Source organism: Streptomyces sp. NBC_00669 (assembly GCF_036226785.1).
In the GTDB taxonomy this organism is placed as follows: Bacteria; Actinomycetota; Actinomycetes; order Streptomycetales; family Streptomycetaceae; genus Actinacidiphila.
Map to the genome: position 1 here is coordinate 7211682 of NZ_CP109018.1, position 13677 is coordinate 7225358.

A 13677-nucleotide genomic window follows, 5' to 3' on the forward strand; every position below is an offset into this window, starting at 1 on the left:
GCCGGTGGGTGGTCGCTCGCGCCGTTCCTCCCTCGGAGCCTCGCCTGGGAGGTACCCCCAGCGCCCCTGATGAGTTGCCCTTGTCCGCAGGGGCAACCACTGGTCGTTGCCGGGGGCGCCGTTGTTTTGCGAAGGGCACCCCGTTTCGTGGGGGGCGGGGCGGAGCGCGTACTCTCGGTGCTCGTGAGGACGGGCACCGAGACACGGGCGAGACCGGCGGTAGCCGCGTGCTCGGTACGCGGACTCGTACGGACGTACCCCGGAGGACGGGGGCGGCGCGGCAGGGACATCCCGGCCGTGCGGGCGAACGACGGCATCGACCTGGACGTCCGCACCGGCGAACTCTTCGGCATCCTCGGCCCGAACGGCGCGGGCAAGAGCACCCTGGTCCGGCAGCTCACCGGCCTGCTGCGGCCGGACGCCGGCAGCATCGACCTGCTCGGGCACGACCTCGTCAGGCACCCCGAACGCGCCGCGCGGCTGATCGGCTACCTCGGCCAGGAATCCACCGCGCTGGACGAGCTGACCGTCGCGCTCGCCGCCGAGACCACCGGCCGGCTGCGCGGAATGGACACGGCCGCGGCCCGCGCCGCCCGTGACGAGGTCCTGGACGAGCTGGGGCTCGGCCCGATCGCGGCCCGCCCGATCAAACGGCTCTCCGGCGGCCAGCGCCGCCTCGCCTGCTTCGCGGCGGCCCTCGTCGGCCCGCGGCCGGTCCTGATCCTGGACGAACCCACCACCGGCATGGACCCGATCGCGCGCCGCGCGGTGTGGGCGGCGGTCGACCGGCGCCGTACCGAGCACGGCGCCACGGTCCTGCTGGTCACGCACAACGTCATCGAGGCCGAGACGGTCCTCGACCGGGTCGCGGTGCTCGACCACGGCCGGGTCATCGCCTGCGACTCGCCCGCCGGGCTGCGCTCCCTCGTCGAGGGCGAGGTGCGGCTGGACCTGGTGTGGCGGCACGAACCGCCGACCGACCTGCCCGCGGTGGCCGCGCTGCGGCTCCTCGCGGAGGTCTCCGGCCGCCGCTGGACGCTGCGGCTGCCGCAGGAGCGGGCCAGGGCGGCGGTCGCGGAGGTCACCGGCGGCCCGGCGTTCGCCGCGCTGGACGACTTCACGCTGGCGATGCCGAGCCTGGAGGACGTGTACCTGGCGCTCGGCGGCAGCGGTGAGGGACTGGTGAAGGTATGACAGTGGTCGCCCCGGTCGGCACCGACCCCGGTGAGCGGGTCGGCGGCGGCATCGCGCCGCTCGCCCCCAAGGCCCGGCTGTGGCCGGCGCTCGGCGCGGTCTACCGGGCCCAGCTCTCCCGCGCCCGGGTGGCGCGCATCCCGCTGCTGTTCGTCGCCACCTTCCAGTCCATCGGGATCATGGTGATGCTGCGGGGCGTGGTGCACGCCGGCGACGGCGAGGCGGCGCGCTCGGTGGTGGCGGGTTCCAGCGTGCTGGTGGTCGCGTTCGTCGCGCTGAACCTGCTCGCCCAGTACTTCGGCCAGCTGCGCGCCTCCGGCGGGCTCGACCACTACGCGACGCTGCCGGTGCCACCGGCCGCGGTGGTCCTCGGCGCGGCGGGCGCGTACGCCTCCTTCACGGTGCCCGGCACGCTGGTCACCGCGATCACCGGGTGCGTGCTGTTCCATCTCAGCCTGGCCAATCTGTGGGTGCTGGTGCTCGTGGTGCCGCTGGCCGGGGCCGCGATGTCCGGGCTCGGCGCCGCCTTCGGGCTGCTCGCGCCCCGCCAGGAGATCGCCACGCTGCTGGGCCAGCTCGGCATGTCCGCCGCGCTGCTGCTCGGGGTGCTGCCCGCCTCGCACATGCCCGCGCCGATCGGCTGGGCCCGCGACCTGCTGCCGTCCACGTACGGGGTGGAGGCGTTCGCCCGGACCTTCGGGCGCGGCAGCACCGACTGGGGCGCGGTCGCCGGTGACCTGACGGTGTGCGCGGCCGTGGGGGTGGCCTCACTGGCCGTGGCGACCTGGGCGTACCGCAGGGCCGCCTGCCGCTGACCGGCCGGTGGGGCGGTTGCCAGGAACACCTGGCACGATGGCCTGGTGACCGCTCCTCTGACTCCTCCCGAGCCTCCGCACTCCGGGCCCCCGCAGCCCGAGCCCTCGCAGTCCGAGAGCCGGCACGGCCCGCAGAGTTCCGACGGCCCGCAGGGTCCCGAGAGCCCGCGGAGCTCCGACAGCGCGCAGGGCCCCGACAGCGCGCAGCACCCCGCGAGTCCGCAGGTCCCGCCCGGCCCGCAGCTCTCGCCGTACCCCGTCGGCGACGGCGCCGGCGCCTCGCTCGCGCCGTACAAGGTCGAGCCGGACCGGGACACGGTGCGCACCGCGCTGCGCAACGGGCTGATCGTCGCCGTCCTCGTCGCGATCTGCGGGATCATCCTCGGGCTGTTCTGGCTGTGGCTGTCGCCGAGGGTGCCGATGGTCTCCGACGGGCAGGCGGTGTACCTCAAGGACACCGAGGGCGAGGAGGCGATAGGCGGCGACGGCACGTTCGTGGTGATCGCACTGATCCTCGGCGCGCTCACCGCGGCCGCGGTGTTCTGGCGCTACCGCAGGGGCGGCCTCGGGGTCGTGTTCGGCCTGGCGGTCGGCGGCGCGGTCGCCTCCGTCATCGGCTGGCGGCTGGGCGTGTGGCTCGGCCCGACCACGAACATCGTCGCGCACGCCAAGCAGGTCGGGCCGAAGGTGGTCTTCGACGGCCCGCTGGAACTGCGCGCCAAGGTCGCGATCGTGGTCTGGCCGGCCGCCGCGATGCTGGTGCACTCCGCGCTGAACTACGCGTTCGGGCCCCGCGACGAGTCGTACACGGGCACCTGGACCGAGTGAGTCGGCCGCGGGTGCCCGGACGGATCAGCCGCGGGTGCCCGGGGGATCAGCCGCGGGTGCCCGGACGGAGCAGCGGGGCGGTGGCCGCGGCGGTGAGCTCCACCAGCGCGGCCGGAGCCAGCTCCACCTCCAGGCCCCGCTTGCCCGCGGACACGAAGACCGTCGGATGGGACAGCGCGGTGGCGTCCACCACCGTCGGCAGCGCCTTGCGCTGGCCGAGCGGGGAGATGCCGCCGCGTACGTAGCCGCTGCTCCGCTCGGCCGCCGCCGGGTCGGCCATCGCCGCGCGCTTGCCGCCGACCGCAGACGCCAGCGCCTTGAGGTCCAGCGAGCCGGACACCGGCACCACCGCCACCGTCAGCGCGCCGTCCACCTCCGCGACGAGCGTCTTGAACACCCGGCCCTGGTCCGTGCCGAGCGCGGCCGCGGCCTCCTCGCCGTAGGACAGCTCGGAGGACGGGTCGTGCGCGTACGCGTGCAGGGTGTAGGGCACGCCGGCCTCTTCGAGGACGCGCAGCGCGACGGTCGCCGGGGGTCCCCCCGTCGAGGGGAGGGGGAGGGTGCCGCTGGTACGGGACTTCTTCGCCATGCCCCGAAGCCTGCCAGGTCAGTTCGCGCAGATCGGCTGCTGGGTCAGGTCCACCGCCGGCAGCGACGGCAGCTTCTCGATGACCGCGCTCTCCCGGCGCAGCAGCCGCAGCTCCTCGGTGAGCCGGGCGGCCGAGTCCGGCGCCTCCAGCAACCGCTGCTTCGCCGGCGTCTCGGCGATCATCGTGGCCGCCACCAGATACGACAGCACCGTCGGGTTGTCGGTGAACTCCTGCGAGGACAGGCTGCGTTCACGCGACCCGGCCAGCCGCTTCTGGTAGGTGCGGAAGGCCCGGGTCACCTCGGGCGCCAGCGCGCCCGCCCCGCTGCCCGCCTCCTCCGCCAGCTCCTCCACCTCGCCGGTCAGATACGCGCCGGACGCGTCCACCGACAGCAGCCGGAACCGTACGATGCCGGTCGCGTGCATCCGGAAGCCGCCGTCGCCGCTGTCCACGATGTCCGCCACGTCGGCGACGCAGCCGAAGCCGTACAGCGCCGCGAGCGGGTCGTCGCCCAGGCCCGCGGCCGGACCGGTGGCCCGGCCCTCCTGACCGGTCGGCGCGATCTCCTGGCCGTTCTTGATCGCCACCACCCCGAACCGCCGCGGCGCGTCCTCCGGCAGCGCCCGCAGGTCGCGCACCAGCGCGCGGTAGCGCTCCTCGAAGACGTTCAGCGGCAGTACCAGCCCTGGGAACAGCGGCGAACTGAGCGGGAAGAGCGGAAGGCGATCGGTCACAGCGGCCAGCGTACGGGCAGTACGCCCCCGTTCGGCACCCTTCCCGACACCCGCGTCCCACCTGCGGCGCGACCGCCGCCGCGGCGGCGAGCCGCCCGCCCGGCGGCAGCCCGCCGGGCGCGGCTAGGCCGTGTTTTGGAAGTAGCGCCGTCCGCCCAAAGGGCGGGGCCCGTGGCGTCTGGTGCGTGCGATCGCAAGGCGGAGGGTTGTCCTCGTAGTGGGCCTACTCGGACAAGCCCGACAACGAAGCGAGCGTGCGTGCCAGGCGCCACGGGCCAGGCGGGACTTCCAAAACACGGCCTAGGCGACCGTGGACCGTATCACGGAGTGGAACCGCGGAACGGGGGCGGCGAGCGGGTCTCTACACTTGGCAGCGTGATCTCCCGAATCGATCTGCGCGGTGCCGCCTTCCCCGACGGTGGCATCGACCGCGACCTGCTGCCCCGGGCCGAGTTCGACGTGGAGGCCGCGCTCGACGCCGTGCGGCCGATCTGCGAGGACGTCCGCCATCGTGGCAGCGCCGCGGTGATCGACTACGGCGAGCGGTTCGACGGAGTGCGGCCGGAGCGGCTGCGGGTGCCCGCGCAGGCCCTCGCCGACGCCCTCGCCCAGCTCGACCCCGAGGTGCGCGCCGCCCTGGAGGAGTCCATCCGCCGGGCCCGGATCGTCCACCACGACCAGCGCCGCAGCGACACCACCACGCAGGTGGTGCCCGGCGGCACCGTCACCGAGCGATGGGTGCCGGTGCAGCGGGTCGGGCTGTACGTCCCGGGTGGCCTGGCCGCGTACGCGTCCTCCGTGGTGATGAACGTGGTGCCCGCGCAGGAGGCCGGCGTCGAGGGTGTCGCCGTCTCCTCCCCGCCGCAGAAGGACACCGGGCTGCCCTCGGCGCCGGTGCTCGCCGCCTGCGCCCTGCTCGGCGTCGACGAGGTCTACGCGGCCGGCGGCGCCCAGGCGATCGCCATGTTCGCCTACGGCACCGACGAGTGCCGCGCGGTCAACCTCGTCACCGGCCCCGGCAACATCTACGTGGCCGCCGCCAAGCGCCTGCTCAAGGGCCGGATCGGCATCGACGCCGAGGCCGGACCGACCGAGATCGCCATCCTCGCCGACGCCTCCGCCGACCCCGGCTTCGTGGCCGCCGACCTGATCAGCCAGGCCGAGCACGACACCCTCGCCGCCGCGGTGCTGGTCACCACCTCCGCCGAACTCGCCGCCGCCGTCGACAAGGAACTCGACGTCCAGGTCGCCGCCGCCAAGCACCGCGAGCGGATCACCGCCGCGCTCTCCGGCCGGCAGTCCGCCACGGTGCTGGTCGACACCCTGGAGCAGGGCCTGGAGGTCGTCGACGCCTACGCGGCCGAGCACCTGGAGATCCAGACCCAGGACGCCGCCGCCGTCGCCGCCCGGGTGCGCAACGCCGGCGCGGTCTTCGTCGGCCCGCACGCCCCCGTCTCGCTCGGCGACTACTGCGCCGGCTCCAACCACGTGCTGCCCACCGGCGGCTGCGCCTGCCACTCCTCGGGCCTGTCCGTGCAGTCCTTCCTGCGCGGCATCCACGTCGTGGACTACTCCCGCGAGGCGCTCGCCGAGGTCGCCCACCACGTGGTGGCGCTGGCCGGCGCCGAGGACCTGCCCGCGCACGGCTCCGCCGTCACCGTACGGTTCGGAGGCGGATCGTGACCTCCCTCGACGACCTGCCGCTGCGCGACGAACTGCGCGGCCAGTCCGCGTACGGCGCCCCGCAACTGGACGTGCCGGTGCGGCTGAACACCAACGAGAACCCCTACCCGCTGCCCGAGCCGCTGGTCGCCCGGATCGCCGAGCGCGTCGCCGAGGCCGCCCGCGGGCTCAACCGCTACCCGGACCGCGACGCGGTCGAGCTGCGCACCGAACTGGCCGGCTACCTCAGCCGCACCGCCGGCCACCAGGTCGGCACCGCCCAGGTCTGGGCCGCCAACGGCTCCAACGAGGTCATCCAGCAACTCCTCCAGGCGTTCGGCGGGCCCGGCCGCACCGCGATCGGCTTCGAGCCGTCGTACTCCATGCACGCGCTGATCTCCCGCGGCACCGGCACCGGCTGGGTCTCCGGGCCGCGGCACGCCGACTTCACCATCGACACCGACGCCGCCCGCCGCGAGATCGCCGCGCTCCGCCCCGACGTCGTGTTCATCTGCTCTCCGAACAACCCGACCGGGACCGCGACCGACGCCGAGACCGTCCTGGGGCTGTACGACGCCGCGCAGGCCGCGAAGCCGTCGCTGGTGGTGGTGGACGAGGCGTACGGCGAGTTCTCGCACCAGCCGTCGCTGCTGCCGCTGATCGACGGCCGGCCGAACCTGGTGCTGACCCGCACCATGTCCAAGGCGTTCGGCGCGGCGGGCCTGCGGCTGGGCTACCTGGCGGCCGACCCGGCCGTGGTGGAGGCCGTCCAGCTGGTGCGGCTGCCGTACCACCTGTCGTCGGTCACCCAGGCCACCGCGCTCGCCGCGCTGGAGTACACCGACACGCTGCTCGGCTACGTCGAGCAGCTCAAGGTCGAACGCGACCGGCTGGTCGGCGAGTTGCGCGCGATCGGCTACCAGGTCACCGACTCGGACGCGAACTTCGTCCAGTTCGGCCGGTTCGCCGACAGCCACGCCGCCTGGCAGGCCGTCCTCGACCACGGTGTCCTCATCCGCGACAACGGCGTCCCCGGCTGGCTGCGGGTCTCGACCGGCACCCCCAGCGAGAACAGCGCGTTCCTGGACGCGGCGAAGGCCGTGTTCACGACGCACAGCACCGAGCACAGCACCGAGCACAGCGGCGGCGACAGCCGCACCGACAAGGAGTCCGCATGACCCGCGTGGGCCGCGTGGAGCGCACCACCAAGGAGACGTCCACCGTCGTCGAGATCGACCTCGACGGCACCGGGCAGGTCTCCGTCTCGACCGGCGTGGGTTTCTACGACCACATGCTCGACCAGCTCGGCCGGCACGGCCTGTTCGACCTCACCGTGAAGACCGAGGGCGACCTGCACATCGACACGCACCACACGATCGAGGACACCGCGCTCGCGCTGGGCGCCGCGTTCAAGCAGGCGCTCGGCGACAAGGTCGGCATCTACCGGTTCGGCAACTGCACGGTGCCGTTGGACGAGTCGCTCGCCCAGGTCACCGTCGACCTGTCCGGCCGCCCCTACCTGGTGCACACCGAGCCCGAGCACATGGCGCCGATGATCGGCTCCTACGACACCACGATGACCCGGCACATCCTGGAGTCCTTCGTCGCCCAGGCACAGGTCGCCCTGCACGTCCACGTGCCCTACGGGCGCAACGCGCACCACATCGTGGAGTGCCAGTTCAAGGCGCTGGCCCGGGCCCTGCGCTACGCCAGCGAGCGCGATCCGCGCGCCGCGGGCATCCTGCCGTCGACGAAGGGCGCGCTATGAACAAGGGGTCATCCCTCTTCATCCTGCTGGGGCTGTTCCTGGCCGGCGGGGTCTACTCGTTCTGGAAGCAGAAGCAGTCCAGGAGCCTGATCACGCTGCTCGCGGTCGGTTCGGTGATGGCGCTCGTCACCGGGCTGCTCCAACTGTGAAGGGGGCGCGGCCATGACGAGCAAGAGCGTCGTCGTCCTCGACTACGGTTTCGGCAACGTGCGGTCCGCCGAGCGGGCGCTGGCCCGGGTCGGCGCCGAGGTGGAGATCACCGCGGACTACCGCAAGGCGATGGACGCCGACGGGCTGCTGGTGCCGGGCGTCGGTGCCTTCGACGCCTGTATGGAGGGCATCAGGAAGGTCCGCGGCGACTGGATCGTGGGTCGCCGGCTGGCGGGCGGGCGCCCGGTGCTGGGCATCTGCGTGGGCATGCAGGTGCTCTTCAGCCGCGGCATCGAGCACGGCGTGGAGAGCGAGGGCCTGGACGAGTGGCCCGGCACCGTCGCCCCGCTGCGCGCGCCGGTCGTCCCGCACATGGGCTGGAACACCGTCAAGGCCCCGCAGGACTCGCGGCAGTTCGCCGGCCTCGACGAGGACGCCCGGTTCTACTTCGTGCACTCCTACGCGGTGCGCGAGTGGGAGATGCCGCCCTCGACCAGCGCCATCCGCTCGCCCAAGGTCGCCTGGACCACGCACGGCGAGCCGTTCGTGGCCGCGGTGGAGAACGGCGCGCTGTGGGCCACCCAGTTCCACCCGGAGAAGTCCGGCGACGCGGGCGCGCGGCTGCTGGAGAACTGGCTCGACACGCTCTGACGCCCGCGGCCGGCGCCGCAGGTGTCGCCGGCACCCCGGCCGGGCGCGCGTCCGGCCGGCTGACGTTCCGCTCGACCGCCTGCCGCCGGTGGGCCGGCGGACCGGCGGCTCGACCGGGCCGATCCACCGGCCGACCGACCGCTCGACGGTCCGGCCGGCTGCCGGACCACCGGCTCACCGACCGACCATATGACCGTACGACCGACCGCCCCGCATCCGACCGATCCCCCGAGGACCGCATTCCGATGAGCACGCTCGAACTCCTCCCCGCCGTCGACGTCCGCGACGGCCAGGCCGTCCGCCTGGTGCACGGCGAGTCCGGCTCGGAGACCTCCTACGGCGACCCGCTCGCCGCGGCGCTGGCCTGGCAGCAGGCGGGCGCGGAGTGGCTGCATCTGGTCGACCTCGACGCGGCGTTCGGCACCGGCGACAACCGCGACCTGATCGCCGGGGTGGCCCGCACCATGGACATCAAGGTCGAGCTGTCCGGCGGCATCCGCGACGACGACAGCCTCGCGGCGGCGCTGGCCACCGGCTGCACCCGGGTCAACCTCGGCACGGCCGCGCTGGAGAGCCCGGAGTGGGTGGCCAAGGTGATCGCCGAGTACGGCGACCGGATCGCGGTCGGCCTCGACGTGCGCGGCACCACGCTGCGCGGCCGCGGCTGGACCCGCGACGGCGGCGACCTGTACGAGACGCTGGCCCGGCTGGACTCCGAGGGCTGCGCGCGGTACGTCGTGACCGACATCGCGAAGGACGGCACTCTCCAGGGCCCCAACCTGGAGCTGCTGGAGAACGTGTGCGCGGCCACCGACAAGCCCGTGGTCGCCTCCGGCGGCGTCTCCAGCCTCGACGACCTGCGGGCGATCGCCACGCTCGTCCCGAAGGGCGTGGAAGGCGCGATCGTCGGGAAGGCGCTCTACGCGGAGGCGTTCACGCTTCAAGAAGCCCTGGAGGCTGTTTCCCGATGACCGAGTCCCCGGAAGTCCCGGAATCCCCGGAAACCCAGGATTCCCCGGAGTCCGCGCGATCCCCGCAGGTGCACCGTGTCCGCTCGGACGACAGCTCCTGGGAGGAGGCGATCGGCTCCTCCCGCGTGGTCGCGGCGGGTGACCGGGTCATCGTGGCCGGGATCATGCCCGCGCCCGCCAGCGGCACCGTCCCGGGCGACGCCGAGCCGTACGACCAGACGGTCAGCGCCTTCCGCAGCGCGCTGTCCGCGCTGGAGCCGTTCGGCCTGGACGCCGGCAGCGTGATCCGGACCCGGATGTACCTCAGCCACGCGCGGGACGCCGACGAGGTCGGCCGGGCGCATCTCGAGGTGTTCGGGGCGGTGCGGCCGGCCGCCACGATGGTCGTGGTGGCGGGGTTCGCGGACTCCCGGGTGCTGGTCGAGGTGGAGATCGAGGCGTACCGCGGCGACGCGCGGGGCGGGCCCGTGGAGCCCGGCGAACGAGAAGAGGGCGGCGCATGAGCCTCGCGGTCCGAGTCATCCCCTGCCTGGACGTGGACGCCGGGCGGGTGGTCAAGGGCGTCAACTTCCAGAACCTGCGCGACGCCGGCGATCCGGTCGAGATGGCGAAGCTGTACGACGCCGAGGGCGCCGACGAGTTGACCTTCCTCGACATCACCGCGTCCTCCGGGGACCGGGAGACCACCTACGACGTGGTGCGCCGCACTGCCGAGCAGGTCTTCATTCCGCTCACCGTCGGTGGCGGAGTGCGCAGCGCCGACGACGTGGACAAGCTGCTGCGGGCCGGTGCGGACAAGGTGGGCGTGAACACCGCGGCGATCGCCCGCCCCGAGCTGATCCGGGAGATCGCCGAGCGGTTCGGCCGCCAGGTGCTGGTGCTCTCGGTCGACGCCCGGCGCACCCCGACCGGCTCGTTCGAGGTCACCACGCACGGCGGGCGGCGCGGCACCGGCATCGACGCGGTGGAGTGGGCGGAGCGCGCGGCCGACCTCGGGGCCGGCGAGATCCTGCTCAACTCGATGGACGCGGACGGCACCAAGGACGGCTACGACACCGAGATGATCGCGGCGGTGCGGGCCCGCGTGACCGTGCCGGTGATCGCCTCCGGCGGCGCCGGCCGGGTCGCCGACTTCCCGCCGGCGGTGGCCGCGGGCGCGGACGCGGTGCTGGCCGCGTCCGTCTTCCACTTCGGCGACCTGCGGATCGGCGAGGTCAAGTCGGCGCTGAGGGAAGCTGGCCACCCGGTCCGCTGAGGCCGCCGGGCCGTTGGCCGCCCCGGCTCCGCGGTCACAGCGCCGTGCCGGTACGGGTGCCGACGAGCACCGCGAAGTCGGGCGCGAGCGGGATCTCGACCGTGTGCAGGGCGGGGTGCTCCAGCCAGTGCAGGCGGGCGGTGTCCGGGCGGCCCTGGAAGGTGGGGGGCTGCCCGGCGGAGGGCGTGAAGTCGTCGACGACGAGCAGGCCGCCGGGCGTGAGCAGGGCCGCCGGGTCGGCCGCCGCGCCGCCCGCGTCCTTGCCCTGGCCGCCGCCGTCGAGGACGAGCAGGTCGAACGGCCCGTGCGCGGCTATCTCCGTCCACTGGGCGCACACCACGTGGACGTCGGGCGCGTACGGGGCGAAGAGCTTGGCGGCGGCCTCGGCCCGTACCGGGTCGCGCTCGACGCTGACCGCGGTGGCGCCGGCGCGCATCCCCGAGACGAGCCAGGCCAGCCCCACCCCGCAGCCGGTCCCGGTCTCGCCGATCCGCCGCGCGCCGGCGGCCAAGGCGTGCAGCAGCCGCCCCTGTTCGGGCCGGCAGGAGTAGGGGAAGTCGAGCTGCTGGGCGGTCTGTGCCGCGCGTTCGACCAGGGGCGGAAGGCCGGCGGGGTCGGCGAGGTGGGCGCGGGTGCCGTGGAGAGACATGGCTGCCATCCTGCCGGGGGCGTGGCGCGGACGCGGGAAGTCCGGGGAATCGGCGGGCGGAGATAGGAAAGAGAAGTTGCGCAAATAGTGTTGCGCAACTTTCCTTTCCTATCTACCGTAGGGAGGGTGGCAGACGAACAGGCAGCTCCGGCTCATGAACCGCGCAATCGCGCACCGCGCATCACCGACCTGGAAGCGCTGAAGGTGTTCACCCACCCGTTGCGCATCCGGATCTACCGCGCGCTGTTCACCAGCGGTGAGGCCACCGCCTCGCGGCTGGCCGACCAGGTCGACGAGGCGGTGTCGCTGGTCAGCTACCACCTGCGCAAGCTCGCCGCGCACGGCTTCATCGTCGAGGCGCCCGGGCACGACGGCGACGGCCGCGAGCGCTGGTGGAAGCTCTCCTCCGACCGCGGCTTCAACTTCCGCAACTCCGACTTCGACGACCAGCCCGAGGGCGTCGCCGTCCTCAGCCAGGTCACCCGGCAACTCCTGGCCACCCGCGCGGAGCGGTACGAGCAGTACCTGGACGAACTGCCCGCGTGGTCCAAGGAGTGGACGGAGGCGGCCTTCTCCAACGAGTTCATGCCGCGGCTGACGGCCGCCGAACTCCAGGAGATGGCCGACGAGATCGGTGCCCTGATGTGGCGCTGGGCCGATCGCGGCAAGGCTGCGGAGGAGGCCGGCGACACCGAGGGCCGTGAGCACGTCTCGGTCCAGATGTACGGCTTCCCGCACCGCGGGTAGCGCCGAGGACGGGTCGGCGCCCAGGTCCGCCGACAGGGTCTCAGGCGGGGGTTGAGACGGCCCGCCCCTGCCCGGCGCCGCCCACCGACAACCGATCCACCCCACACCCCACCCGGCGCGCATCTCGCGCGACAGCCCGCCGGTAAGGCCCGCACGCCCTGATGCCTGCCCCTTACCGAGTCCGCGGGTAAGGCCCGCATGCCCTGACAGCGCACCTTACGTATGACTTCGTCCCGCCATGCGCAGCGTCCCACCCGCCCACCAGGAAGGCCCATCCGCCATGATCGGCACCGCGCACGCCTCCCCGGCGCCCACCCGTACGACCGCAGCCCACCGCGACCCGAACGTGCTGCGCTGGCTGACCGCGTACACCGCCTCCCTGCTCGGCGACAGCGTCTACTTCCTCGCCCTCGGCTTCGCCGCCGCGAAGGTGGCACCGGCCGCGGAGGTGGGCCTGGTGATGGCCGTCGGCGCCGTACCGCGCGCCCTGCTCATGCTCGGCGGGGGAGTGGTGGCCGACCGCTTCGGGCCGCGCCTGGTGGTGATCAGCAGCGACGCGGTGCGCTGCGTGCTGATCCTCACCGCCGCCGCGGTGCTCGCGCTGACCACGCCCGGCCTGTGGCTGCTGGTGGCCGTCGCCCTCGCCTTCGGCGTCGTGGACGCGCTGTTCATGCCCGCGGTCGGCGCGCTGCCGCCACGGCTCGTCGCCCGCGACCAGCTCGTCCGGCTCCAGGGGATGCGCGCGCTCGCCGTGCGCGCCGGCGACATCGCCGGGCCGCCGCTGGGCGGGCTCGCCATGGGCCTCGGCGGCGCGAGCACCGCGTTCGCCGTGGCCGGCGGCATGTTCGCGCTGTCCGTTCCGCTCCTGCTCACCATCCGCATCGGCGACTTGAAGCGGGACCGCGACCCCGCACCCGCGAGCGCTCCCGAGCCCGAGGACGGCCGACCCGCGGACGGCGAGCCCGTCGACGGCACCGCCTGGGACGAACTGCGCGACGGGCTGCGCTACATACGCCGGCACCGGCTGGTCGGCCCGCTCGTGCTGTCCGGCGCCATCAGCGAGTTCGGGCTCGTCGGCCCGCTCAACATCGGCATGGTGCTGCTCGCCCGGCAACGCGGCTGGGGCTCCGGCGGATACGGCTGGATCATCGCCGCGTTCGGGGCCGGCGCGGCCGCCAGCGCGCTGCTGATGGCCGTACGCGGCAGGTTCCGCAGGGCCGGTGTCGTGCAGATCGTCACGCTCTTCGGCGGTTCCGCGACGATCGGGCTGATCGGCGTGGCCCCCGCCCTCGGCGTCGCCGTCGCGCTCGCCCTGCTCGCCGGGCTCATCTGCGGGGTCTGCGGCGGCCTCGCCGTCGCGATGATCCAGTCCGCGTCCGACCCCGCCTACCTCGGCCGCGTCACCTCCGTCATGAGCCTCACCGGCTTCGGCATCGCGCCCCTCGTCTACCCCCTCTTCGGCGCCGCCGTCGCCTCCTTCGGCCCCACCCCGGTCTTCCTCACGGCCGGCGCGGTGAGCATGCTCGGCGGCGCCGTCGGCCTGGCCTCCCCGGCGGTGCGCTCCGCGAAATGAGCCGCACCACCCCAGGGGCGCGTGGGGGCACCTCCCAGGCGAAGCTCTGGGGGAGAACGGCGCGACAAGCCGCCCCGGACCGCAAGGTCC

General features: G+C 73.9%; 16 protein-coding genes. 13 read left to right on the forward strand and 3 right to left on the reverse strand.

What is annotated here, in order from left to right:
* Positions 1 to 183 precede the first annotated feature (183 nt).
* The 3 genes from OG896_RS30435 to OG896_RS30445 are packed head-to-tail and all read left to right on the forward strand — an operon-like array spanning position 184 to position 2837.
* The gene (locus OG896_RS30435) at positions 184 to 1194 is read left to right on the forward strand and encodes an ABC transporter ATP-binding protein (protein WP_329370464.1); all 1011 of its coding nucleotides are present in this window, start codon (positions 184 to 186) and stop codon (positions 1192 to 1194) included.
* On the forward strand, positions 1191 to 2009 hold the full coding sequence (locus tag OG896_RS30440) for an ABC transporter permease (protein ID WP_329370466.1): 819 nt from the start codon (positions 1191 to 1193) through the stop codon (positions 2007 to 2009). The genes OG896_RS30435 and OG896_RS30440 overlap by 4 nt, the downstream gene beginning before the upstream one ends.
* Positions 2010 to 2054: 45 nt before the next feature.
* Positions 2055 to 2837 carry an ABC transporter permease gene (locus OG896_RS30445; protein ID WP_329370468.1) on the forward strand — a complete coding sequence of 261 codons (783 nt, stop codon included), beginning with the start codon at positions 2055 to 2057 and terminating at the stop codon, positions 2835 to 2837.
* A 46-nt stretch (positions 2838 to 2883) separates the two neighbouring features.
* On the opposite strand, the gene ybaK is transcribed toward OG896_RS30445, so the two are convergent.
* Together ybaK and OG896_RS30455 are read right to left on the reverse strand one after the other, a co-directional pair.
* Positions 2884 to 3426 (reverse strand): Cys-tRNA(Pro) deacylase, encoded by a 543-nt coding sequence (gene ybaK / locus OG896_RS30450; protein WP_329370470.1) that lies wholly within the window; start codon positions 3424 to 3426, stop codon positions 2884 to 2886.
* A gap of 18 nt (positions 3427 to 3444) precedes the next feature.
* Positions 3445 to 4161 carry an LON peptidase substrate-binding domain-containing protein gene (locus OG896_RS30455; protein ID WP_329370472.1) on the reverse strand — a complete coding sequence of 239 codons (717 nt, stop codon included), beginning with the start codon at positions 4159 to 4161 and terminating at the stop codon, positions 3445 to 3447.
* Between the two features lie 375 nt (positions 4162 to 4536).
* On the opposite strand from OG896_RS30455, the gene hisD reads away from it, so the two are divergent.
* From hisD to hisF, 8 genes are all read left to right on the forward strand, one after another.
* A complete protein-coding gene (hisD, locus tag OG896_RS30460) occupies positions 4537 to 5844 on the forward strand; it encodes a histidinol dehydrogenase (RefSeq protein ID WP_329370474.1) in 1308 nt (435 codons plus the stop codon).
* Positions 5841 to 7001: a histidinol-phosphate transaminase gene (locus OG896_RS30465; protein WP_329370477.1), complete on the forward strand. Its 1161-nt coding sequence runs from the start codon at positions 5841 to 5843 to the stop codon at positions 6999 to 7001. Before hisD ends, OG896_RS30465 begins: the two co-directional genes overlap by 4 nt.
* Positions 6998 to 7591, forward strand: coding sequence for an imidazoleglycerol-phosphate dehydratase HisB (hisB, locus tag OG896_RS30470; protein WP_329370479.1), 594 nt, complete (start codon positions 6998 to 7000; stop codon positions 7589 to 7591). The genes OG896_RS30465 and hisB overlap by 4 nt, the downstream gene beginning before the upstream one ends.
* On the forward strand, positions 7588 to 7740 hold the full coding sequence (locus OG896_RS30475; RefSeq protein ID WP_328462912.1) for a hypothetical protein: 153 nt from the start codon (positions 7588 to 7590) through the stop codon (positions 7738 to 7740). The genes hisB and OG896_RS30475 overlap by 4 nt, the downstream gene beginning before the upstream one ends.
* A 13-nt stretch (positions 7741 to 7753) precedes the next feature.
* The gene (hisH, locus tag OG896_RS30480; RefSeq protein WP_329370482.1) at positions 7754 to 8392 is read left to right on the forward strand and encodes an imidazole glycerol phosphate synthase subunit HisH; all 639 of its coding nucleotides are present in this window, start codon (positions 7754 to 7756) and stop codon (positions 8390 to 8392) included.
* A gap of 245 nt (positions 8393 to 8637) precedes the next feature.
* Positions 8638 to 9363, forward strand: coding sequence for a bifunctional 1-(5-phosphoribosyl)-5-((5-phosphoribosylamino)methylideneamino)imidazole-4-carboxamide isomerase/phosphoribosylanthranilate isomerase PriA (gene priA, locus OG896_RS30485; protein WP_328462908.1), 726 nt, complete (start codon positions 8638 to 8640; stop codon positions 9361 to 9363).
* A complete protein-coding gene (locus OG896_RS30490) occupies positions 9360 to 9866 on the forward strand; it encodes a Rid family hydrolase (RefSeq protein WP_329370483.1) in 507 nt (168 codons plus the stop codon). Before priA ends, OG896_RS30490 begins: the two co-directional genes overlap by 4 nt.
* Entirely contained in the window at positions 9863 to 10618 is a 756-nt protein-coding gene (hisF, locus tag OG896_RS30495; RefSeq protein ID WP_329370485.1) for an imidazole glycerol phosphate synthase subunit HisF, read from the forward strand. Before OG896_RS30490 ends, hisF begins: the two co-directional genes overlap by 4 nt.
* Positions 10619 to 10652: 34 nt before the next feature.
* On the opposite strand, the gene OG896_RS30500 is transcribed toward hisF, so the two are convergent.
* Positions 10653 to 11267, reverse strand: coding sequence for an O-methyltransferase (locus OG896_RS30500; protein WP_329370487.1), 615 nt, complete (start codon positions 11265 to 11267; stop codon positions 10653 to 10655).
* Between the two features lie 126 nt (positions 11268 to 11393).
* Here OG896_RS30500 and OG896_RS30505 point away from each other — a divergent pair, with 126 nt between their 5' ends.
* Positions 11394 to 12014 (forward strand): ArsR/SmtB family transcription factor, encoded by a 621-nt coding sequence (locus tag OG896_RS30505; protein ID WP_329370489.1) that lies wholly within the window; start codon positions 11394 to 11396, stop codon positions 12012 to 12014.
* Positions 12015 to 12252: 238 nt separating this feature from the next.
* Complete coding sequence (locus OG896_RS30510; RefSeq protein ID WP_443057179.1) at positions 12253 to 13587, forward strand: MFS transporter; 1335 nt, start codon at positions 12253 to 12255, stop codon at positions 13585 to 13587.
* Positions 13588 to 13677 lie beyond the last annotated feature (90 nt).